General features: G+C 62.8%; 18 protein-coding genes and 1 pseudogene. 6 read left to right on the top strand and 13 right to left on the bottom strand.

The window, feature by feature from the left end; genetic code table 11:
- The first annotated feature begins 203 nt into the window (after window positions 1-203).
- Window positions 204-1274, top strand: coding sequence for a glycosyltransferase family 4 protein (locus tag XI03_RS14105; RefSeq protein WP_028143097.1), 1071 nt, complete (start codon window positions 204-206; stop codon window positions 1272-1274).
- Window positions 1275-1457: 183 nt separating this feature from the next.
- On the opposite strand, the gene XI03_RS14100 is transcribed toward XI03_RS14105, so the two are convergent.
- The 5 genes and pseudogenes from XI03_RS14100 to XI03_RS14085 all read right to left on the bottom strand — a co-directional run bounded on the left by XI03_RS14100 (window position 1458) and on the right by XI03_RS14085 (window position 7620).
- A complete protein-coding gene (locus XI03_RS14100; protein WP_271592463.1) occupies window positions 1458-3389 on the bottom strand; it encodes an alkyl/aryl-sulfatase in 1932 nt (643 codons plus the stop codon).
- 128 nt (window positions 3390-3517) lie between these two features.
- Entirely contained in the window at window positions 3518-4798 is a 1281-nt protein-coding gene (locus XI03_RS40275) for a TRAP transporter large permease (RefSeq protein WP_038971836.1), read from the bottom strand.
- 219 nt (window positions 4799-5017) lie between these two features.
- Window positions 5018-5494: pseudogene (locus XI03_RS40270) on the bottom strand (TRAP transporter small permease); the annotation flags it as partial.
- Window positions 5495-5649: 155 nt separating this feature from the next.
- A complete protein-coding gene (locus XI03_RS14090; protein ID WP_038946977.1) occupies window positions 5650-6651 on the bottom strand; it encodes a DctP family TRAP transporter solute-binding subunit in 1002 nt (333 codons plus the stop codon).
- A gap of 198 nt (window positions 6652-6849) precedes the next feature.
- Entirely contained in the window at window positions 6850-7620 is a 771-nt protein-coding gene (locus XI03_RS14085; RefSeq protein WP_271592462.1) for a methyltransferase domain-containing protein, read from the bottom strand.
- A gap of 144 nt (window positions 7621-7764) precedes the next feature.
- On the opposite strand from XI03_RS14085, the gene XI03_RS14080 reads away from it, so the two are divergent.
- A complete protein-coding gene (locus XI03_RS14080) occupies window positions 7765-8508 on the top strand; it encodes an SDR family NAD(P)-dependent oxidoreductase (RefSeq protein ID WP_095426400.1) in 744 nt (247 codons plus the stop codon).
- A gap of 60 nt (window positions 8509-8568) precedes the next feature.
- Here XI03_RS14080 and XI03_RS14075 read toward each other — a convergent pair whose 3' ends face one another.
- From XI03_RS14075 to XI03_RS14060, 4 genes are all read right to left on the bottom strand, one after another.
- Window positions 8569-9186 carry a DsrE family protein gene (locus XI03_RS14075; RefSeq protein WP_271592461.1) on the bottom strand — a complete coding sequence of 206 codons (618 nt, stop codon included), beginning with the start codon at window positions 9184-9186 and terminating at the stop codon, window positions 8569-8571.
- 23 nt (window positions 9187-9209) lie between these two features.
- Window positions 9210-9839, bottom strand: a complete 630-nt coding sequence (locus tag XI03_RS14070) for a hypothetical protein (RefSeq protein WP_028143104.1) — start codon at window positions 9837-9839, stop codon at window positions 9210-9212.
- On the bottom strand, window positions 9836-10819 hold the full coding sequence (locus XI03_RS14065) for a TAXI family TRAP transporter solute-binding subunit (protein ID WP_442869720.1): 984 nt from the start codon (window positions 10817-10819) through the stop codon (window positions 9836-9838). The genes XI03_RS14070 and XI03_RS14065 overlap by 4 nt, the downstream gene beginning before the upstream one ends.
- A gap of 122 nt (window positions 10820-10941) precedes the next feature.
- Window positions 10942-12528 (bottom strand): hypothetical protein, encoded by a 1587-nt coding sequence (locus tag XI03_RS14060; protein ID WP_271592460.1) that lies wholly within the window; start codon window positions 12526-12528, stop codon window positions 10942-10944.
- 1034 nt (window positions 12529-13562) lie between these two features.
- Here XI03_RS14060 and XI03_RS14055 point away from each other — a divergent pair.
- From XI03_RS14055 to XI03_RS14045, 3 genes are all read left to right on the top strand, one after another.
- Window positions 13563-13739, top strand: a complete 177-nt coding sequence (locus XI03_RS14055; protein ID WP_018322718.1) for a hypothetical protein — start codon at window positions 13563-13565, stop codon at window positions 13737-13739.
- 216 nt (window positions 13740-13955) lie between these two features.
- The gene (locus XI03_RS14050) at window positions 13956-14387 is read left to right on the top strand and encodes a pyridoxamine 5'-phosphate oxidase family protein (RefSeq protein WP_271592459.1); all 432 of its coding nucleotides are present in this window, start codon (window positions 13956-13958) and stop codon (window positions 14385-14387) included.
- 14 nt (window positions 14388-14401) lie between these two features.
- Window positions 14402-14677 carry a hypothetical protein gene (locus tag XI03_RS14045; protein ID WP_028143109.1) on the top strand — a complete coding sequence of 92 codons (276 nt, stop codon included), beginning with the start codon at window positions 14402-14404 and terminating at the stop codon, window positions 14675-14677.
- Between the two features lie 11 nt (window positions 14678-14688).
- On the opposite strand, the gene XI03_RS14040 is transcribed toward XI03_RS14045, so the two are convergent.
- Window positions 14689-14862: a hypothetical protein gene (locus XI03_RS14040; RefSeq protein WP_157158376.1), complete on the bottom strand. Its 174-nt coding sequence runs from the start codon at window positions 14860-14862 to the stop codon at window positions 14689-14691.
- A gap of 177 nt (window positions 14863-15039) precedes the next feature.
- Window positions 15040-16101: an isocitrate/isopropylmalate dehydrogenase family protein gene (locus tag XI03_RS14035; RefSeq protein ID WP_271592458.1), complete on the bottom strand. Its 1062-nt coding sequence runs from the start codon at window positions 16099-16101 to the stop codon at window positions 15040-15042.
- A gap of 172 nt (window positions 16102-16273) precedes the next feature.
- Between XI03_RS14035 and XI03_RS14030 the strand changes: the two genes are divergently transcribed.
- Complete coding sequence (locus XI03_RS14030; protein WP_028143111.1) at window positions 16274-17662, top strand: MFS transporter; 1389 nt, start codon at window positions 16274-16276, stop codon at window positions 17660-17662.
- Between the two features lie 39 nt (window positions 17663-17701).
- Here XI03_RS14030 and XI03_RS14025 read toward each other — a convergent pair whose 3' ends face one another.
- Both XI03_RS14025 and XI03_RS14020 read right to left on the bottom strand, forming a co-directional pair.
- A complete protein-coding gene (locus XI03_RS14025; RefSeq protein ID WP_271592457.1) occupies window positions 17702-19897 on the bottom strand; it encodes a hypothetical protein in 2196 nt (731 codons plus the stop codon).
- A 260-nt stretch (window positions 19898-20157) separates the two neighbouring features.
- Window positions 20158-21774, bottom strand: a complete 1617-nt coding sequence (locus XI03_RS14020) for a B12-binding domain-containing radical SAM protein (protein WP_271592456.1) — start codon at window positions 21772-21774, stop codon at window positions 20158-20160.
- Between the last annotated feature and the right edge of the window lie 216 nt (window positions 21775-21990).

Below are 21990 nucleotides of genomic sequence, written 5' to 3'. Positions count from 1 at the left end.
CCCGGGCAACCTCATCACGACATGCGGATGCGGACGATCTGCGAAGATGTGATGGCAGCATCGCGACGAACACCGGACGTGTCGAATAAGTAACCTTTGGAGGAAGGAACTTCGCAAGTGCGGGAACGTTCCCTTGGCTGGCATTGCCGGTGCCGACAAGCGGGGGCTTTCTACGATCATGATCGCACAAAGGAGATGGTGAGATGCGCATCGCGCAGGTTGCTCCGTTGACGGAGGCTGTTCCACCCAAGCTGTATGGCGGCACCGAGCGGGTGGTGCATTGGTTGACGGAAGAGCTGGTGGCCCTCGGGCACGACGTGACGCTATTTGCCAGCGGCGACTCGCAGACATCAGCCAAGCTGGATGCGCTGTGGCCCAAGGCGCTCCGTCTCGACGGTTCCGTACGTGACCCCAATGCACTGCACATGGTGCTGCTGGAGCGTGTGCGGCAAAAATGTGACGACGAGGAGTTCGACTTCCTCCACTTCCATCTCGACTATTATCCGTGGTCGTTGTTCCACCGCCAGCCGACGCCATTCCTGACCACGCTGCACGGCCGGCTCGACCTGCCGGAGCATCAGCCGGTGTTCAACACCTTCTCGAAGATGCCCGTCATTTCGATCTCCAATGCGCAGCGACGGCCGGTGCCGCAGGCGAACTGGGTGACCACGATTCATCACGGTCTTCCGGAGAACTTGCTGACGCCGAAGCCGGCGAAACAGGAATATCTCGCCGTGCTCGGCCGCATCGCGCCCGAGAAGGGCGTCGACCGCGCCATCAAGATCGCGACCCATTGCGGCATTCCGCTGAAGATCGCGGCCAAGGTCGATCGTGCCGACCAGGATTACTACGACGAGCTGATCCGGCCGATGATCGAGAACAATCCGCTGGTGGAGTTCATCGGCGAGATCAGCGATCACGAGAAGTCGGACTTTTTGAGCGGCGCGCTCGGCCTTCTGCTGCCGATCGACTGGCCGGAGCCGTTCGGCCTTGTGATGATCGAAGCCATGGCCTGCGGAACGCCGGTGGTCGCCTTCAACCGCGGCTCGGTGCCGGAGATCATCGACGAGGGGCTGACCGGCTTCGTCGTCGAGGACGTCCTGAGTGCAGCCGGCGTCGTCAATCGCCTTCCGCAACTTGACCGCACTGCGATCCGCAAGCAGTTCGAGGCGCGTTTCACGGCGCGGCGAATGGCACTGGATTACCTCGCCGCCTATCGCAGCCTCGCCGAGGAACAGTCGCCGCGGATCAAGCTGGTGAGCAGCGCGGAGTAGGCTAGCCACAATCACAACTGTCGTCCCGGACAAGCGCGCCCTAAGCGCGCGCCGATCCGGGACCCATACTCCGCAGCATTAGTTTTGCGAAGACTCGGAGTTGCCAGCTCGCGCAAAAACGCAATCCTGTGGTTATGGGTCCCGGCTTTCGCCGGGACGACACTGGTATTGTTGCGAAAGCACCTACCTCACCACCGCCCGCTTCGGCTCCACGATCTCGAACATGCGCGGAAACTCGTCCATCAGGCCCATCAGCTCGGCGAGCTTCATCGGGTTGCCCGACAGCTTGACCTTGCCCGCAGCCACCGCCTCCGGAAAGCTCGTCAGCTTGGCGATCACCTCGTCGAGCGTTGCGCGCGCCAGCGTGAAGCTGGCATCGGCGCCCTCTGCCTGCACGCCCTCGCTATAGGTCAGCGCGCAGTTCTCCAGATTGAGCACGAAGGTCTCGCCGGTATCGGAAAAACTCCAGTTCAGCACGATGCGCTTGCCCTCGGCGTTGGGACCGTTGAGGCGGATGCCGAGCACGTCCCAGAGCTGGCTGGTGCGCAGCGCAGCCAGCGTCTCGCGCGGCATCGGGGGGCGCGCCGGCACCTTCGGCATGCCCTGGCGCAATTCCTGCGCGCCGAACAGATAGGCGTTACGCCAGGTCGCGCTTTCGGCGGCGTAGCCGAGCTGCTCCAGCGTGTCGGCGAGCAACGCGCGCGCTGCCGCATGGTCGGGCTCGGCGAAGACGAGATGGCCGAGCACTTGGGCGACAAAGCGGAATTCACCCTTATCGAAATCCGCACGCACCCGCGCGAGGATCGCATCCGCCCCGCCCATATACTCGACGTACTTCCTGCCTGACTCCACCGGCGGCAGCGGATCGAGATTGACCGGGTTGGCGTCGTACCAGCCGAGATATTTCTGGTAGATCGCCTTCACATTGTGCCGGATGTGGCCGTAATAGCCGCGGCCGTGCCAGGCGCCTTCCAGGCTCTTGGGCAGCTGGATCGTCTCGGCGATCTCGGCCGCGGTGAGGCCGTGATTCATCAGGCGGATGGTCTGGTCATGCGCAAATTTGTAGAGGTCGCGCTGCTGCCGGATCATCGTGCCGATGCGGTCAGCTCCCCACACCGGCCAATGATGCTGGCCGCACATCGCCTCCGCCTTGCCGTCCCAGAGCTGCAAGGCCTCGCCCAGATATTTTGACCAGGCCAGCGCGTCGCGCACGTCGGCACCGCGGAACGGCAACAGATTGTGGAAATTATGAGTGCAGTTCTCGGCGAGGTTCAACAGCCTGTAGCCCGGGATGAAGAAATGCATCTCCGCCGGTGCTTCGCTGTTCGGCGCCATCTGGAATTCGAACTCGACGCCGTCGATGACGCGCCTGTCGCCGGTCGCCATGATCAAATCGGTCGGGCGTAGCAGCGCAACTGATCCTGCCGCCATCGACTTACCGAGCCCGCAATCGACCTGCCCCCGCGTCCCCTTGGCGAGCAGCGGCCCGAACTGATACTGCGCCCGGCGCAGCATCGCGGGGCCTGCGATGATATTCTCGGAGACAGCGTGCTCCATGAACAGGTTCGGAGCGATGATCGGCACGCGGCCGGTGGCGAGCGCGTCGTCCTCCAGCACGCCGCGCGCGCCGCCCCAATGATCGGTGTGGGTGTGGGTGAAGATCACGGCAGCAACGGGCTTCAGGCCACGATGCCTAAAGTAAAGATCGAGCGCGGCGCGGGCGCCTTCGATCGAGGTCAGAGTGTCGACGACGATGACGCCGCTGTCGCCCTCGATCAGCGTCATGTTGGCGATGTCGAGCCCGCGTACCTGGTAGACACCGGGCACGACCTCGAACAGGCCGTGCTGCATGTTGAGACGCGACTGCCGCCACAGGCTCGGATTGACCGTAGGCGGCGCCTGATCGGTGGACAGAAAGCCGTAAGGCTCGAGGCTCCAGACCGTCCTCCCTTGCGGGTTCGTGATCGTCGCGTTCTCGATCGTTCCGAGGAAGCCACGAGCGGCGTCGTCGAAATCCCGCGTGTCGGAAAACGGCAGCGCGTTCAGCATCGTTGTTTGCTGCGCGATGACGGACGGCGTCGCGTCCTTCGGCTCGCTGTTCGAAATGTCCGTCATCGAGATGGCTCCCCTGATCTGGTGAGAGCCATCTAACCGCATCTCACAGCCGCTTGCCATTGATGGAGCGAAGCGCAGCCGGGTTCACTCTCCCCTGGAGGGGGAGGGTCGCTGTGCAGCTCCCCTCGCTACATCCCCAGCAATCGCGGCAGCCACAGCGACAGCCCGGGCCAATACGTCACCACCACCAGGAATCCCAGCATCGTCAACAGCCACGGCCACACCGCGACCGTGAGCTCGGTGATGCCCATCTTGGCGATGCCGGAGGCGACGTAGAGGTTGAGGCCGACAGGCGGATGGCAGAGGCCAACCTCCATGTTGACTGTCATCAGGATGCCGAAATGGATCGGGTCGATGCCGAGCTTGATCGCGACCGGAAACAGGATCGGGGCCATGATCAGGATGATCGAGGACGGCTCCATCACGTTGCCCGCCAGCAGCAGCAGCAGGTTGACGAGGAGCAGGAAGCCGATCCACCCCAGGCCCTGGTCGATCATCCATTGCGCCAGTGCTTGCGGCACATTCTCGTAAGTCATCAGGAACGAGAACAGGACGGCGTTGGTGATGATGTAAAGCAGCATCGCCGAGAGATTCGCCGACGACAGCAGCACCCGCGGCACGTCGCTCAGCTTCAGGTCTTTATAGATGAACACGGCGACGATGAAGGCGTAGACCGCACTGACGGCGGCAGCTTCGGTCGGCGTGAACAGGCCGCTGTAGATGCCGCCGATCACGATCACGATCAGCAGGATGCCCCAGATCGACTTGCGGAAGGCATCGAAGCGCTCGAACAGCGTTGCCTTCGGCATCCGCGGATAGTCGTTGCGCCAGGCCCGATAGAACGTCGTGGCGCCGAGAAGCGAGGCCAGGACCAATCCCGGCACGATGCCGGCGATGAAGAGCTTGCCGACCGAGCTGTTGGTGGAGACGGCGTAGAGAACCATCGGGATCGACGGCGGAATGAGAATTCCAAGCGAGCCCGACGTCGTGATCACGCCCGCGCCGAACCGCTTCGGGAAGCCTTGCGCGACCATCGCCGGCAGGATCACCGAGCCGATCGCCACCACGGTCGCCGGCGACGAGCCGGAAATGGCGGCAAACAGCGCGCAGGCGACCACCCCCGACAGCGCGAGACCGCCGTACCAATGGCCGACCAGCGAGGTCGCGAAGGTGATCATCCGCCGCGCCACCCCGCCATGGGTCAGGAAGTTGCCGGCGAGGATGAAGAACGGGATCGCCATGATCTCGAAGTTCTCGATGCCGGTGAACAGCTTCAGCGCTACCGATTCCGTGCGCACGTCGGTCAAGGTGAACATGAAGCTGAGCACGGTGAGACCGAGCGCGATCGAGATCGGCATACCCGTCAGCATCAAGGAGAGCAGAAGCGCGAACACGATGAGGACGCGCAAGCCCTGCGGCAACGTGATGACATGGCCCGCATGCGCGAAGCACAGCGCGACGATCAGGACCGGCAGCAGCATCAGGATCCAGCCGAGCGGGCTGCGCTCGTCGCGGACGACCTGACTATGCGTGACCGGCGCCGGATGCACCGGATCCGCCTCGACGCCCTCGACACCCGCCATGTCGTGATGCGGCAGCTCGCCGGTGCGATGGAACGACCAGGCGACCTGCAGGAAGCGGAAGCACATCAAGCCGGAGCCGAGCGGGATGGTGAGATACACCATCCACATCGGTGCTTCCAAATCGTTGGATTGCTGGCCGGTCTGCCACATCTGCCCCACGAACGCGGCGCCGAAATAGGCGACGATGGCGGTGAAGAGAGCGCCGCACAACAGACCGAAGGTGATGACGCGACGGCGCGATCCGCCGGGCAGGATGTTGACCAGCACGTCGACGCCGACATGGATGCCGGTCCGCACGCCGTAGGCGGCACCGAACTTCGCCATCCAGATGAACATGTAGATGCAGAGTTCCTGCGCCCAGGACAAATCAAGCGCGGCAAGCCAGACGAATGCAGCGCGCGCCGGGACGGCGAGGAAGGTCAGGTTACGGGCTTCCGCCCATTTGGCGATGTCGATCGACAGGCCGGCGCCGTAGCGGTGCAGCACGGCGACGAAGATGAGCGACGTCGCAGCCGCGATCATCGTCGCGATCAGCCATTCTTCGAGATGATCGAGCACACGATTCAGCACACGCAGCAACTTCGTCCCCCCAGCATTGGCTCGTCCATTCAAGAGCGAAACGGCCGGGAGTGCGATCACCCCCGACCGTTGCTATTGTTCTTGTCAGGGCGCGGCCGTCAGTTCATCTTGACGTCGAGTTCCTTGGCGACGAGATCGAGCACTTCCTGCCCGACCCGGCCCTTTGCCCATTTATAAGTCGGCTGCATCGCGTCCTGCCACGCCTTGCGATCGGCATCGGTCAGGTAATGCAGATTGGTCTTGCCTGTCTTCTTGATCTCGGCCAGCGCGTCCTCGTTCTCCTGGCGCGCGATCGAGTTGGTGTAGTCGGATGCCTCCGCCATCGCCTTGTCGAGTTGGGTGCGGATATCGGGCGGCAGGCCCGACCAGAACTTCGAATTGACGATGACCGCATATTGCAGATGCGCGTGATAGGAAACGGTGATGTCTTTCTGCACCTCGTAGAACTTCTGCGTCAAGTAGTTGGACGCGGTGTTCTCGCAGCCGTCGACCACGCCGGTCTGCAAAGCCTGGTAGACCTCGGAGAACGCCATGATCTGAGGGATGGTGCCGACCAGGCGGAAATACTGGTCGGCGACCTTGGATCCCGAGATGCGGAACTTGAGGCCCTGGAAATCCGTCGGCTTTATCAGCGGACGATTCGAGGAGACCATGTGGAAGCCGTTGTCCCAGTAAGCGAGGCCGGTAATGCCCTTGGCCTCGAGCTTCTGGAATAGCCACTTGCCGATGGTGCCCTTGATCGCGCTGGAATAGGTTTGATCGTCCTTGAATAGCCAGGGCAGATCGAGCGCCTCGAACTCCTTGATACCAAGGGGCGCGAATTTGGCGGTCGAAGGGGCAAGCATGTGCACCGAGCCGAGCTGCAGCGCCTCGATCTCCTCTTTGTCCTTATAGAGTGTGGAGTTCGGGTAGACTTCGACCTTGACCTTGCCGTCGGTGTAGTTCTCGGCGAGCTCCTTGAACTTCAGCGCGCCCTTCCCCTTCGGCGTGTCGTTGGCGACGACGTGGCTGAACTTGATGACGATCGGAGTTTGGGCCTGCGCAACAACGGGGGCCAAAACGAGCGCGGCCGCCGCGACCGCGAGAAGCAGTTTGCGCATGAAGACCTCCCAACAACCTCGACAAACCGGGTGTTTTTTTGTTTTCCGGTTTGAGTAGTGGCAGCAATCCGCAGGCCGAACAACTAGACCTAAGCCCAATTTGCCGCAGCCAAGCTATCTTGACGAGCGCTGTCTACGCAACCCGGCACCTGCTTTCATCCAGGGGAACGAGCGCTTATGTCGCATTGCGGCAGTGCATTAGCTCTTGCGCTGGGCGACCATGAAGAGACGGCGGAACGGGAACAGGGTCTGCCCCGCCGCATTCTTCGGATAGGCCCTCGCAACCCGCGCGCCATAGGCGGCTTCGAATGCGATCTTCTCCTCGCCTGCGAGCACGTCGAGATAGGGCGTCAGCCAAGTCCCCTTGGTCCATTCCTTGACGGGGTTCTCGCCTTCGAGCACTTGCAGATATTCGGTCTCCCAGATGTCGATGTTGGCCGACATCGGCGCAAGAAGATCGTGATAGAATGCCGGGCCCTCGACCGGCGGCGGCGTCACGAGATGCTCGACCTTGGACCGCCACGGACCATCAAGCGCCGTCTCGCCGATCAGCACATGCGACGGCGCCAGAAAGTTGCGCGGCATCTGCACCGCGAGCATGCCGCCAGGCCTCACCTTCTCCATGACCGATGGAAACAGCGCCGCATGATTGGGCAGCCAGTGCAGTGCGGCATTGGAATAGATCAAGTCGTACTGCCCGGCGGGGCGCCAATGGCCGAGGTCCTCGTGGGACCATTCCACATCGGGTGCAGCCTTGCGGCCGGCGGCAACCATCTCGGCGGAGCCCTCGACGCCGGTCACGCTCGCCTCCTGCCAGCGCTCCTTGATGAGTTTTGTCACGTTGCCGGCGCCGGCGCCGAGATCGGCAATCTCGCGGGGGCCAAAATCCGGAATCCGCATCAAGAGGTCAACGGCGGGCCGGAGCCGGTGGCCGGAGAATTTTAAGTATTGCTGCGGATCCCAGACCATCGTCTCAACGCCTTTTTCTTTTTCGTGTTTCCTTCAACGTCGCTCTTGGTTACCACTGCTCGTCCCGCTCAGGCAATTAAGGCGCGCGGGACGGGCAGGAAACGCACAGCAATAAGCAAGAACCAAACAAGAGAGCGTGTCACCATGGACCTCGGGCTCAAATCGAAAACCGCTGTCGTCACCGGCGCGAGCATCGGCATCGGCCGCGCGATCGCCAAGGGCCTCGCCGCCGAGGGCGTGCGCGTCGTCGGCGTGGCGCGGCGCACCGATCTTCTCGCCGAGCTGGTGAAGGAGGAAGGCTCCGGGCTGATCACGCCGCTCGAACAGGACGTCATGGCCAAGGACGCGGCGGAGCGGATCGCGGCCTTTGCGGTGAAGGAGCTCGGCCATGTCGACATCCTCATCAACAATGCCGGCGGCAGCCGGCCGCTGCCGGTCGATGCCCCCGACAGCAAATGGGACGAGGCGATCGCGCTGAATTTCACCAGCTACCGCCGCATCGCGCATGCGTTGCTGCCGCAGATGATCGAACGCAAATGGGGCCGCATCGTCAACATCACCGGCAAGTCCGAGCCGGAAGGCCTCAACGCGGCGTTCGCCGCCAAGGCCGCCGTGCACGCCTGGGCCAAGGGCCTGTCGCGCGAGATCGGCGAGCACGGCATCACCATCAACTGCATCCCGCCCGGCCGCATCATGAGCGAGCAGATCCGCCGCAACTACGCGCCTGACTATCGCGAGCGCTTTGCGGAGGAAGAGATTCCGGTCGGCTATTGGGGCGAGCCGGAAGATCTGGCGGCACTGGCAGTATTTCTGGCCTCACCTGTGGCGCGCTACATCACGGGCACGGTGATCCCGGTGGATGGCGGGCTGCGGCGGTATCAGTTCTAGGGTTGGCCTCCTGAATCCACGGCCCGCGAACGCACGCCACGTACGGTTTGCCGCCGGACCTCACGGCTTGACGTAGCTCCAGCCCTGCTCTTGCAGCTCCATGACGCGGACGACGCCGGATTTGACGATCGTGGCCTGTGGAATCAGGTTTATGTCCTTGTTCTCCGCCTTGCGCATGTTTTCCTGCGTGTTGCCGCAGGCTTTAAAGGAGACTTCGGGATGGCTCATCGCGAGTACCTCGATGCGCGGCTTTACCGGCGAGGTGTCGTCGCGCAGCATGTGAAGGCCAGGACCAAAGGTGACGACCTCGATCGACACCGGTTCACCGAGATCGCGATAGTACTGCGCGACGTTGCTCGCATTGTTGAGCGTGAGGTTCATCATCGCAGGGTCGTTGGAATTAACCTGCAGCACCAGCCGGTGCGACTTTTTCGCGCTCTCGGTTTTTGTAGCCTGAGCCATCTTCGTGCTGTTCGGAGGATCCTGCCTGATCGCGTGATTCTGCCGCGGCTTGCTCACCTGCTTCTGTCCACCCGGATGCTTCGCGTTGCTCGCTTGGCTCTTCTCGCGCGCCTGCGGGATCCACTGGTTGTCCTGCTGCGCCTGCGCGCCTGGTCCGACCAGAAGCAGTATCGTCAAGCCTCCCATGAGTGCCATCGCCAACTTTGGATTGATCATCTCGTGTCTCCATTTCCTGACCATCACCTACCCGGTCTGGCGATGGCATGTGGCCATTTGCATGCAGCCGCCATTTTCTTGCGCACGTTCTCGAATCCGCTGAGCAGGAATTGTCCGCCTTGCACCGGGCCAGTGCGGGTGAAAAGGCTCACGACGATGTGGCCGTCGTCGGGTAGTGAGCTCAACAACTTTACGACGTCGCCCCCGAAAGCGACGCCGGATCCGAATGACGGCGACGCTGCTGCGAGTTGCATTGGCGTATCCGCATTCAGCCGAAAGGAGATGACGTATTCGTTAGCGCTGCGTGACAGCGCCGGTCCGGCGACTATGACTTCCGTGCGGCCTCTGCGGCAGTGGATTGCGAGCTGCATCGCGGCGCCATCCGAGTTGCCGACAGAAGTGGCGGTGGCGGTGACGACCGGCAGATAATCGACTGGCGAAGTCGTCTCGCTGACGATCCAGCCAGCATCCCGGCTGCCCCGACTGGACGGTGGAATCTTGCGCGACAAGTCTTGCAGACATTCCAGCCGGGCTTGTCCCTCCATCGCCGAACAAGCCCTAAGTGTTTCCATGGGATCGCTCGTACTTTGCGCGTAGGCGATACCGCAGGCGACGTTGAAGGCGACAGCGAGCGGAGGAGCGGCAGTCTTCATGGCCTCGCCTGTACGCTGCGCGCTTTGCGATCCAGCCATTCCTGCGCGGCTTGGAAGCGGGTGAGACCCGGGACCGATGCCGCAAGATTGATCGACTGCCATTTCGGATCGAAGCCTGGTGCCTGCAGGCGGTCGATGCGCGAGAACAGGTACTCGACAAGGCGAGCCACGCGTTGGTAGCGATTTGAGCCGAGCGGCCAGTTGAAAGCGACAAGCGCTGTCGGGACCGCGATGGTCGAGACCCGCTCACCCTGCTTGATCAAATTTGGATACTCGTTGGCGTCCAAGGTCGCGGGCAGATAATAGTCCTCGAACTTCTTGTCGTAACGGATCGGGAGGAACTTGAATCCAGCCTCCCAACGGCCCTTTACGAAGGCGTCGACGGGTTTCGAGGTGATGAACACCACGGCCGACATTTCGCCTTTGCGCATCTGTTCCAGGGCAACCTGATGCGGGATGAATGTCTTTTCGACATCGATCCCGAGACGGCTGAAGATCAGTGGTCCTGAATAGGCGGCCGCGGTGCCCAGGGTGTTGAAGTTCACCTTCTTGCCGACAAGATCCTGCAGGCTTGTGATTTCAGGCCGCACAAAAATGTGCAGCTCGGATGGGAAGAGATTGAGCAGATAGGTGATGCGGCTTCGGATCTGCGGTGCCTGAATCTTATACTCCTCGAGCGCGTCGGAATTGATGATGGCAGTATCGACGCCGCGCAAATAGAGCAGCGCATTCAGATTGTCGGTGGCCCCGCGGGTGACGATCGGCAGGAGATGCAGGTCTGCTCCGTCGTCGACGACGCGAGCCATTTCTGCGGCGAGGCGGATCGGCGCGCCCTCGAGCAGGCCCCCGGCGAGCCCGACCGTCCAGGCGTTCATCCGGTCCTTTTCGTTCTCTTTCGGAAGCGGCCGTCGGTCGAGCTGTGCATCGGCCTTGGCATTTCTCGCCGTTTGCGCATCCAGGCAGGCAGTTTGAAGCATCATAGCGACCGGCACCAACCAAGTGAGCAGGAGCAATGAGCGTAACTTTGGCGCCTTGTTCATGTCGTTCCCTTCCGGCTCAGCCACCGCAAGCTTTCGTCTCTCGGACTGCAAGAAGCCCATTCTCAGGGTCGCAACGCATCCAGCCGTTCCTTCGCTTCGCGAATACCGGCCCTGTGTGCCTTCGCGTAGAGCTCGCGCGCCTTGGCCGCTTCGCCGCGAGTTCCATAAGTACCCCAGGCGGATAGAACCGCCGGATCGTAGGTCTCGGCGAGCATGAAACTTGCCTGCGCAACGTCTTTCTCAGCCGCGAGCTCGAGTACAATGCGTGCTGCACCGATATTTCCCTGATCGAGGAGCGCCCTGGCACGCGGGATCAAACGGGCCTCCGCCTCGTTCTGGGCGGCAGCGGTCGGTGGCTCCGCCACTTCCACGCTCCGCGTCGCCGGCAAGACCGGGGCGTCATTTGCTTGCTCGGCGAGGACGCGCTCATGGGTCGAGCGCCACCCCGGTGCAAGATCTCTCTCCCTGGCCTCGGTTTTGCTCAGCTCCTGTTTCAGCGACTGTCGCAGTTCGCTGATCTCTTGTTTCGCGGCCTGGCCCTGCTGCCAGGTCGCATTTTCGGCCTCGCGCAGTTGCACGTTGCGGGCTTCGATCTCCCGGCGCACTTCGGCAAGTTCGCTCTCCAGCGCAGCGGCGTGCGCCTGAGCCTTTTCCAGAGCGCGGCGTTGTTGATCGGCATCGGCAGCTGCTGCCTGTGCTGCTTTGGCTTCCGTGACGAGAATGGCGTTCTTTTCCTGCTCTTGCTGCAGGGACTGCCGCAGTTCCGCAATCTCCAGCCCCGCCGCCTGGCTTTGCTCCGCGGTCGCAGCTTCCGTCATAGGCAAGCGGCGAGGCATTCCGGCGAGTTCGCTCGCGAGCGCGGCGGCGCGCGACTGCGCCTCGTGGCGTTCCTGCTCAGCGCTCGCCGCTGCTGCCTGTGCGGCGTTCACCTGCCTTGCGCGGACGGCGCTATTTTCCCGCTCGCGCTGCAGGGACTGCTCTAGTTCTGCGATCTCCCGCTGCGCCGCCTCTCTCTGCTGCGCGGCCACATCCTCCGCCTTCCGCGATCCTGCGTCGCGGGCATCGATCTCGCGGCGAAATTCCGCGACTTCGTTCGCAAGCGCAGCGTTGCGCGCTTGCTCCTGTTGCAGCGACTGCCGCAACTCGTCCGCCGCAATTTTTGCCGCGTGCGCGTGCTGGGCCGCCTCGTCAAGTTCCCTGCGCGCCCCGTCCAGTTCACTGGCGCGCGCATTAGCGTGCAAAGCATCTCGATCCGGCCATGGTTCAGGCTGCACCATGCCTGCCGGCACCGTGTACGTCAGGGCTCCGTCCGCTTCGCGCTGAAGGAGCGCTTGCGACCCCGCCCCTATCTCCGGCCGTTGCTCGAAGCTGAGGGCACTCTCGCCGCCGATTTGCGTCGTTTCCGGAATTGCTCGTGCGCCGAAAGTGTCGAACACACCCAGTAAGGCCGCTCCAATCAGGATCGCGGGAAGCAAAATGACAGCCGCTGCGAGCGGAATGCCCAATGGCCCGCCCTCTGGGTCAATGTCCTCAGTTTCGGGAGACCAATGGGTCGGCTCGGCGTTGATTGGAGCGCCGTCTTTGGAGACCCATTTGCCTGCTTGAGGCGACCAGCGAGCGACGTCAACAACCCCGGTCGCATCTTCCACCCAGATGTCTTCTCCGTCCCTGGGTGCAGTATCAATCGGTCGGCGCATTGATCACGCCTCTTTAGATAACAGCTAGAACGGCGCGATTGCTCCGCCTGTTTCGCAGTTCGGCATGGCACCATACCCACAATTAAATAATTAAATAAATTATATATTTTGAACCAAATGCGAAGTCAAATTAAATCAGCCTGGTACGGCAAAGGGGGGCGTCAAATCAGGCGCGTTGGCATCGTCTTCATTGTGCAGTCGGGTACGTTGCCGTCCACGGTGAACCAAAGCTCGTACATCGTATGGAATATGGGCAGGGCACGGCGAACATGCGAAGCTGACGGCGTTTTCGCAGCGTCTCGGAGCTGAGGAGTGACCGATGCGCCTTGCATTGCCCTATTTGGGAATTGGCGTCTGCTTGTCTCTTGCGACCTGGTTGGCGTTAGGGCTTGTATTCGAGTGACGGTTTTCCACAACGAGCGTTGATCTCCACGTCACTTGGCCCGCTGGCTTCTTACCAGCCGTCTTGCCGCGACCTCGCGCCGGAACAATGTCGGCGATAGCGCGCCGAGCATCTTCCTGGCCTTCAAATGCGGTCAATCGTGCTCGCGAGAGGCGCGCGCACGATCACTGACCCGCCGCCAGCTTCTTCAACCCCCACCTGCGGATCAACAGGCACTGCATGGTGCAAATCGTCACTCCCGTGGCAGCAACCACTCCGTAGATGATGAAGAGCGAAACGAAATGGCTCTCGCATGTGATGAGCTGCCATCTGGTGACGTGATCCATACCGCGGGAATAAGTGAGCAGCGCGCCTGTCGTGCACCACCGCCACAGCTCGGAAAGTCCGAGCCACGCCATGAACGCGCAGCGAAGCCCATCGACGACCGTTCAGCACTCAGCACGATGAGTTTCGCAAATGCTCTGCCATTCTGCGCGTTAGACGCTCGGGAAGGCACAACTCGGTTCCCCGCAAATCTGCGCCGTTCTGATGCCGGAACGCCAAATCCGCCAACGCGTTATCTCCAATATCGAAGGAGAAGATCATGAGCGTTGAAGGCAAGATCAAGGAAGGCGCCGGTTACATCAAGGAAGAGATGAACGAGCACGGCAAGGATCCCGAGAGCCAGCGCAAGGCTCAAGAGGGACGCGATCTTCGCAATGAGGGCCGCATGGAAGACGGTAAGCCCCCGAAGACCACCAAGCCCGGCACCGGCCACTGATACGATCTCATCCAAACCGGCCCCCGGCTGATGTCGGGGGCGGTTTTATTTCGAGGTAGAAAGAGCGCGTCAATCAGACCGCCGACGGCCCTTTCCTTCAAACCCGCCAAGCCTGCATCAGCGAAGTAATGGCCGGTGGGCATGGACCCCCGCTCTATTCATCAGGGAACACGGCCTGCATCTCGCCGTTGCTCCAGCCCCACTGGAGGAAAGTTCATGTCCAAGACATCGCTCGCCGAGATCGCGAAGGAAATGGCCGACATCGACATCGCCATTCTTTCGACCCACACCGAGAACGGCGAAATCGCCAACCGTCCCATGAGCAACAACGGCGATGTCGCCTACGACGGCACGTCTTATTACTTCGCCTATGAACAGACCCGCACCGTATCGGACATCCAACGAAATCCGAAAGTCGCGCTCGGGTTTTCGTCGGAAGCGGGCCTCTTCTCGAAGGGGATCTACGTCGCCGTCGAGGGGACGGCCGAACTGATCCGGGACAAGGCGGCTTTCCAGCAGCACTGGACGAGCGATCTCGACAAATGGTTCGACCACGGCATCGATACGCCGGGCATCGTGCTGATCAAGGTCAAAGCCAACCGCATAACTTATTGGAAGGGCCGTGAAGAGGGTCAAGTTGCGCTCTGATCGGCTCCGTGACGGTGCGGCGATTCGTTGATTGGTTCTTCCGGAGCCGCGAAACAGGTGCCATCACCATCGCGCAGTGGCCGAATCTTCTTCTTTGGATCGTTATCGTTGCGGGCCTTCTGCTTTGGATCTGGCCTTCCGCAGGCAACGTCAGCGTCGGCTTGACGATCGTCGTGAAGGGCGGACTCGTCGTCTGGGGCGCCGACGAGGTCTTCCGCGGCGTGAATCCCTGGCGGCGCTGTCTCGGCGCTGCCGTAGTCGTCTATGAGTTCATGACACTTCTGCCGTGAACCCACGTACTTCAGTCCATCACCTGATCGGCGCCGATCAGAAAACTTTCGGCGATCACGAGGTCAAGAGCCTTGGCGGGCTGGCCGGGCAGCGGCACAGCGATTGGCCCGATATCGTAGGTCAGCGCTTGCCAAGCCGATAAGTGACCCGCCTTGATAGGCGTCGCACGTTCACCGGCATCCAAGTCTTTTTCAGGATCGCTGGGCCAGCGTTTTTGCCCGACGGGTCAACCTGATCGCAGCCGCGACTGCCGTCGCAATGCGGTTCGAAAATCCCTTGTCAATCAAGGTGACTTCTACTGTGCACGGGGTTGTTTTTCGGACTTTTGTCTTGGGCCCCGAGAAAAATGTGCAAGCACCGCTCACTCCGCCTGCAGGATCTCCGCAATCGCCGCCCCCGCCGCGATCGTGCCGAGCTTGCCGCCGACGTCCCGCGTCGCCCTGCCCTCGCCAATCGCCTTCGCCACCGCCGCCTCGATCGCGTGGCCGGCCTCTTCATAGCGGACCGCACCAGTCTTCTCGCCGTGCCAGACCAGCAGCAGCGCGGTCGACAGGATCAACGAGACGGGATTGGCGACGTCCTGTCCGGCAATGTCGGGCGCCGAGCCGTGCGCGGCCTGCGCCATCGCGTAGCGCTCACCGACATTGAGCGAGCCGCCGAGGCCGAGGCTTCCCGAAAGTTCGGCGGTAAGATCGGACAGGATGTCGCCGAACATGTTGGTGGACACAATGACGTCGAAACGATCGGGACTGCGCACCACATGCGCCATCATGGCATCGACCAGGATGTCGTCGACGCTCAGTCCTGGATAGGCCTTCGCCGTCGCGCGGCAGATCTCGAGAAACATGCCGTCGCCGATCTTGAGCACATTGGCCTTGTGCACGATCGTGAGGTGCCTCTGCCGCTTCATGGCGAGCCGGCATGCGGCATGCGCGATGCGCTCGCAGCATAGGCGTGTGATCCTTCGCAGCGAGATCACCACGTCGGGCGTGACCAGCATCTCGCCATTGCCCTGCTCCAGATTGCGGTCGGCGTAGAACCCCTCAGTATTCTCGCGAACCACGACGAGGTCGAAATCACCGAGGCGGCCGGGCCGCCCCGCATAGGTGCGCGCGGGCCTGATATTGGCGTAGAGGTCGAGGTTCTTGCGGAAGTACCTCGACGGATTGATCTCGCCATGCGCCTCGTCCTTGAAGTCGAACGTCGCAGTCGGGCCCAGGATCAGGCCGTCAGCGGCGCGGACGATGTCGAGCATCTCGGGGCGCACGGTCGAGCCTGATAGCTTCAGGCTCGCATGCCCGACCGCGTGCTCCTCCAGGCGCAAATTGAGCTGGAAGCGCTCGGAGGCGGCGCGCAACACACCCGTTGTCGCGGTTGTGATCTCAGGTCCAATGCCGTCACCGGGCAGAACGACGATTTGCATGGCGATCCCCTGATTTTGGAGCAGCGGCGCGATCATAAGGCAGCGCGAGGCGGCATCGCCCCACCTTCACGCATACACAGCATGCAAGCATATGCCTGTGGAACGCGGCCCCACCGTAGTACATGCGAAATGACCGATTTGAGCCGCGCCGCCGGAGCCACGCGCCAACGCAATGACGATCACGTTACCTGCCGCCGCGCGCGAGCCCGACCACACCACGTCTGACGGCCTCCCCGCCGCGCAGCGGCGCTGGGCGATCGCCGCGATCTTCACCGCGCTGGCGATGGCCTCGCTCGACACCGCCATCGCCAACATCGCCCTGCCCGCCATTGCCGCCGATCTGCATGTCTCGCCGGAGCAGTCGGTCTGGGTGGTCAATGTCTACCAGATCGCGCTGGTGGCGACGCTGCTGCCGTTGGGCGCGCTCGGCGAGATCGTCGGGCACCAGCGCATTTATCTCGGCGGCCTCATCCTGTTCACCATCGCCTCACTGCTCTGCGCGGTGGCGTGGTCGCTGGAGAGCCTGCTGGTCGCGCGCACGCTGCAGGGGCTGGGTGCCAGCGGCATCATGAGCGTCAACACCGCGCTGGTGCGCTTCGTCTATCCCGGCCGGATGCTGGGCCGCGGTTTTGGGCACAACGCGCTGGTGGTCGCGACCGCCTTCACATTCGGGCCCACGATCGCCTCCGCCATCCTGGCCATCGGCCCATGGCCGTGGCTGTTCGCCGTCAACATCCCCTTTGGCCTCGTCGCGATCGGCATCGGCTTTGCGATGCTGCCGAAGACGCCGCGCGCCGATCACGGCTTTGATTTCCTCGGCGCGGTGCTGGCGTCGGCCTGCCTCGGCCTGTTCATCACCGGCATCGGCAGTGCCGCCCATAATCTGTCGCCGGTCGTCGTGGGCATCGAGCTGGTCACGGCCCTCGCGCTCGGCGTCATCCTGACGCGCCGCCACGCCGACCACCCGGCGCCGATGCTGCCGATCGACCTGTTCAGTCGGCCGATGTTCGCGCTGTCGGCCGCGACCGCGGTGTGCTCCTTCGCCGTGCAGGGGCTCGCCTTCGTCTCGCTGCCGTTCTATTTCGAGGACGTGCTCGGCCGCTCGCAGGTCGAGACCGGCTTCTTCATGACGCCGTGGCCACTGGTGGTCGGCATCATGGCGCCGATCGCTGGACGCCTGTCCGACCGCCACGCGGTCGGCCTGCTCGGCGGCATCGGCCTGGTGCTGCTCGGCCTCGGCATGGCGCTGCTTGCGACGCTTCCGGCCAACCCCGCCATTGCCGACATCATCTGGCGGATGGTGATCTGCGGCATGGGCTTCGGCTTCTTCCAGGCGCCAAACATGAAGGCGGTGATGTCGAGCGCGCCGCCGCATCGCAGCGGCAGCGCCTCGGGCATCGTCGCGACCGCGCGCCTGACGGGACAGACGACGGGGGCGGCCCTCGCGGCACTCTGCTTCGCGCTCGCCGGCCACGACGGCGCAACCGTCGCGCTGGCGCTCGGCGCCGGCTTTGCCGCACTTGGCAGCGTGATGAGCTTCCTGCGGCTGGCGGTGAAGTAGACCGAACGCGCGTCCGCGCCTCAATCGACCGGCCCGCCTTCACGGAGCCTTCTGCGCGATGGGACGGCTCACGATTGCCGCGGCATCGAGCGGCTCGCATTTGATCGTCCGCGTCAGCCTTGGCGGACCGTTCCAGCCCGCAGTCTCGCTCAGGGGCACAAACGTGCCCCCTTGCGGCGTCAGGATGATCGGCTCCGACTTCAGGCAGAGATCGGGAAATGCGAGGCCATGGCCGCCGCCTTGGCTGAACCGTCCAACCAGCGTCTGGGAAGCCTGCATCCGCGTCGCCGGCGAGGCCCGCATCGTACGGTCGGGGTCGAACGCGCGATAGCACGGCCAATCGGTGTGGTTCGCTTCGAACTCATAGACGATCCGGCATGCCGCGCCAGCCGATTTCACGAATGGTGCATCCGACGGCGCGGCCGCATCGCGTTCGAAAACCAGGGTCTGCAGCGTCAACACTTCGGTCGTCGCGCGGGACACGTCGGGCCTGCCCGGTTCGACCGCTATCTCCCCACGCGAGAACACCAGCTTGGTCCTCGGTCGCGCCTCCCTGGTCTCCAGCACCAGCACGGGCCTCTCCGCCCACGAGCGGTCCAGCTCCACGTCACCATTGCCCATCGTCAGCCGCGCATTGCCAACGGAGGGGTTGTCCCTGGCGAAATCGATCGTGCGAAGGTGCACGCTCGACTTCGACGCCTCCAGGCTCAGGAATCGCAGATCGTCCACCTTGCGCGTGATCGGCATCATCGGATCGAAACGATCGTCGATGTTGAACCGGACGATCTTCTTCAGCTTGGCCGCAAGGGACCCTTTGGCGGCAAGCGGTGGCGCCACGTCGATCACGAGCAGGGCACCGTCGGGCGAAAAGCTGTTGCCGAAGGCGCGCTGCCAGGCGGCAGTCAGCAGCGAATCCGTCCGCTGATCGATGTCCCGCGCGAAATAGATCTGCTGTCCGGCGCGAACCAGCGGAAAGTTCTGAAATGCACCGAGCGCCGCGCCCTTGCGAACCTCCGGTTCGGGGAAGGTGACGCATTTGGACTGGTCGTCGCCTCCGGAGTCCTCGACCTTCCTGGACGCGGAGCGGGAGCAGAAGCTCAGATGCTGCTCCTTTGTCTTTTGTGTGCTGATCGACGTCGCGTAGACGAGATCCGAACTTCCGGGCACCTCCATCGGAAGCGGAGAGGTCGCGAACATGTCGACCTCCACCCTGCTGAGCGACGGGCCGGCATCGACCGAGCAGAGATCCCGTGCCGGCAGGGTATTGGTGAGGAGACGCGCCGGATCGGCGCCGACGATGCAGGACATGCTGTCCTGCGGGTTGTTCCGGCTCATCCAGATCAGATGGTCCTTGCCCGCTCCGTCGACCAGGAGATGCGGCGCCGCGTGTCGACGGCGCGGCGGCAACCAGACCGGCATGGTTTCGGACAGCATGGGCTCGCGCTTGAGCAGCGCTTCCGGCAAGCGCATCACACCGACCGAGCGCAACTCGGCGCTGACGGCGTTGGGATCGGTCGTCCAGTCGAGAACGGGAACACTCGCGCAGGTGATGCAGGTCACCGCAAGATTGGAACGGATGTTCTCGAACATGAGAATGACCTGATCGGGGTCGCTGCCGTATTTGGCCGGCGCGGCCGCCTTGAACGGATGATTGACCACGCGGCTGACCAGAAACCCGTTCGACCGCGACGGGTCCGAATCGAATTCGAAATAGGTCGATCGGTCCCAGCCGCGATAGGCGTCGTATCCGCCGAGGCTCACGCCTGCCAGAACCATCTTGGAGTCGGTCTGACAGCGCGCCGCGCTGCTCTCCTGGCTGCCGTTTCGTATGTAGAGACAGAGTCGAAAAGCCGCGTTCTGCAGAATGCGGTCGCAATCGTTCTGGTTATAGCCATAGGTCGCAAGGCCATGGCGATAGCACAGGTCGTGAAAGACGCATGCCTGCCTGAAGCGCTGCAGGACGAGATGGCGCTTTTGGTTGGAATCCCTGCCGCCGTCGAAAAATATGTTGGCCCAGGGCGGCAGGCTGCAGTTCAAGCCCTCGCCGCTGCCACCGATGGTACTGACGACGTCCGGCCCCGATTGAAAGGCCGTGACGGTGGCGGGCATCTCACCATCGGTGATGTCGTCGACGTTCTTGTAGATGGAATCGGCGATGAAGGAAGGCAGATACGCGAGGACCAGCACCGCCACGACAATCAGCGCAACCGACCAGCGGATCACCTTCCTGAACATGGCCCAACCCCGCTAAAGCTTTTCCGGCAATGACGTCGGTCGCAACGGCAGACGAGCACTGAGCCTTGCGGGCCAATTCAAATGCCCGCGGAACGTCCAGACGCCGAAATCGCGGCAGGCGCGGTGTCGTCCTGATGACGATCAGCTTGAGGTTGTCCTGCTGTCAAGCCGGGATCTCACACATGACAGCCAGTTTGCGCCCCGGACGGCACGCCGGGCAGAGCATCAAAGGGTCGACGGTTCCATCGACTCTCCGGATGTCAGGCCAGATGTCGAGCCTCGATCGCGCCTGCAGCCACGGCTGGACTCGGAATCTGTTCGTCCAGCGCCGCCAGCCGCTCATCGATGGCGGCGATGACCTTGCGCGAGAACGGTCCGAGATGGGCATAGGCGGCGATCATCTGGACCGCAATGCGCGCCGATGACGTGTCGCGCTTGGCGCAGTTCATGAACGTCTGCCACAGTGGCCCGCGCGCTTCGGGAAGCGCGGAGACGACACGATGCACGGTCTCCATCGCACCGAGCTTGGCGCGGATATCCCCTTCCGCGAGTTCGTGGCGCTGCCGCGAACGGTCGAGCAGCGTCATCAAGCGATCGACCCGTCCCGCATAGGCGGCCGGGCTGTAGACGTGCTCCAGCACGCGCTTGTAGTCCGTCAGGATGTCGCGCAGCGGGCGCACAGGATCGAAATTGATCCCGGCCGTGCACTGATCGGCGCCGATGGTCGGCGCCACATCGTGGCCGGTGTGGAGCCGGCCCTCGCGCTCCAGGCGGCGCGTCAGTTGCGTGTTCGGCAAGGCATAGAGCAGTCCGACCATGCTGACGGGAATCGCCGCTTCCTCGATGAAGTCGATCATGGCGTCCGCCATGGAGACCTTCTCGTTGTCGAAGCCGACGATGAAGCCCGCGGTGACGAGCATGCCGGCGGCGTAGATCTTGTGGATGCTCTCGGCGATGTTGCGCCGCGTGTTCTGCTTCTTCCGCATCGCGACGAGCGTCGCCGGATCCGGACTTTCGATGCCGACGAAGATGGCGAAGAAATTTGCGGCTCCCATCAGCTCGAGCAATTCAGGATCGTCGGCGAGATTGACCGAGGCCTCGGTGGACAATTCGAAAGGATAGCCGTGCGCGCGCTGCCATTCGGCAAGCTGCGGCAGGAACTGCCGCAGCGACTTCTTGTTGCCGATGAAATTGTCGTCGACGAAGTCGAGATGGCCGCGATAGCCCATCTGATAGAGCCTCTCGAGCTCGACGAACATCTGCTCGATCGTCTTGGTCCGTGGCACGCGGCCATAGAGCTCGATGATGTCGCAGAACTCGCAGGTGAAGGGACAGCCGCGCGAATATTGCACCCCGAGATAGAGATAGTCCTCGAACTTGAGCAAGTCGAAACGCGGTACCGGCGTCTTGGTCACGTCCGCCTGGAATTTCGGCGCCGTGAAGACGCCGCTCCGTGCGCCACCCTCCCAGGCCGCAATGAACTCGTCGATGACGCTCTCGGCCTCGCCGAGCACCCGGAAGTCGGCCCGCTCATAGATGTGGGGGCTGGAAGTCGGGTCGGGACCGCCAACGACCACCGGCTTGCCGGCCGCGCGGCAGAGCTCGATCAGGCGCAGCGTGTCGGCCTGCTGCGGCATCATCCCGCCGGTGAAGACGACGTCGGCCCAGGCGAGATCCTCGTCGTTGAAGGACGCCGTGTTGCAATCGATCAGCCGGACCGTCCAGCTTTCGGGCAGCATCGCGGCAACGGTGATCAGGCCCAAAGGAGCGGCCGGGCGCTTTACGCCCAATACCTTGCAGGATTCGCCAAAGGTCCAGAAGGACTCTGCCGAGAACAGCGGGTACAGCATCAGTACGTTGGGACTCGGCACGTTCATGGAACTCCTTCTGGCGTCGGGGCAGTGTACCAAAGCGCCTGCGTCTTGCACCCCGGCAAAAGGGACAAACTGTCGCCGTGGCCTCGACCGGCCATGGAACCGGCCTTCACAGCCGGGCGTCGCCTCAGACCCACGGATTGGCGCCCGCGGAAGGTCGACCGAATCAACCATGATGGAGGGCGAGACAAAACACCACCCTCCCCACAATCTTCCCTC

It is taken from the genome of Bradyrhizobium sp. CCBAU 65884 (assembly GCF_028128835.1).
In the GTDB taxonomy this organism is placed as follows: Bacteria; Pseudomonadota; Alphaproteobacteria; order Rhizobiales; family Xanthobacteraceae; genus Bradyrhizobium; species Bradyrhizobium ottawaense.
The sequence above is the reverse complement of the archived record's forward strand: the minus strand, read 5'-3'. Positions and strand labels throughout refer to the sequence as shown.

Excerpts from the sequence above, each read along its gene's own strand:
- XI03_RS14105 (WP_028143097.1), top strand. The coding sequence starts at position 204 with ATGCGCATCGCGCAGGTTGCTCCGTTGACGGAGGCTGTTCCACCCAAG.
- XI03_RS14100 (WP_271592463.1), bottom strand. The coding sequence starts at position 3,389 with ATGACGGACATTTCGAACAGCGAGCCGAAGGACGCGACGCCGTCCGTC.
- XI03_RS14090 (WP_038946977.1), bottom strand. The coding sequence starts at position 6,651 with ATGCGCAAACTGCTTCTCGCGGTCGCGGCGGCCGCGCTCGTTTTGGCC.
- XI03_RS14085 (WP_271592462.1), bottom strand. The coding sequence starts at position 7,620 with ATGGTCTGGGATCCGCAGCAATACTTAAAATTCTCCGGCCACCGGCTC.
- XI03_RS14080 (WP_095426400.1), top strand. The coding sequence starts at position 7,765 with ATGGACCTCGGGCTCAAATCGAAAACCGCTGTCGTCACCGGCGCGAGC.
- XI03_RS14075 (WP_271592461.1), bottom strand. The coding sequence starts at position 9,186 with ATGATCAATCCAAAGTTGGCGATGGCACTCATGGGAGGCTTGACGATA.
- XI03_RS14070 (WP_028143104.1), bottom strand. The coding sequence starts at position 9,839 with ATGAAGACTGCCGCTCCTCCGCTCGCTGTCGCCTTCAACGTCGCCTGC.
- XI03_RS14065 (WP_442869720.1), bottom strand. The coding sequence starts at position 10,819 with ATGATGCTTCAAACTGCCTGCCTGGATGCGCAAACGGCGAGAAATGCC.
- XI03_RS14055 (WP_018322718.1), top strand. The coding sequence starts at position 13,563 with ATGAGCGTTGAAGGCAAGATCAAGGAAGGCGCCGGTTACATCAAGGAA.
- XI03_RS14050 (WP_271592459.1), top strand. The coding sequence starts at position 13,956 with ATGTCCAAGACATCGCTCGCCGAGATCGCGAAGGAAATGGCCGACATC.
- XI03_RS14035 (WP_271592458.1), bottom strand. The coding sequence starts at position 16,101 with ATGCAAATCGTCGTTCTGCCCGGTGACGGCATTGGACCTGAGATCACA.
- XI03_RS14030 (WP_028143111.1), top strand. The coding sequence starts at position 16,274 with ATGACGATCACGTTACCTGCCGCCGCGCGCGAGCCCGACCACACCACG.
- XI03_RS14025 (WP_271592457.1), bottom strand. The coding sequence starts at position 19,897 with ATGTTCAGGAAGGTGATCCGCTGGTCGGTTGCGCTGATTGTCGTGGCG.
- XI03_RS14020 (WP_271592456.1), bottom strand. The coding sequence starts at position 21,774 with ATGAACGTGCCGAGTCCCAACGTACTGATGCTGTACCCGCTGTTCTCG.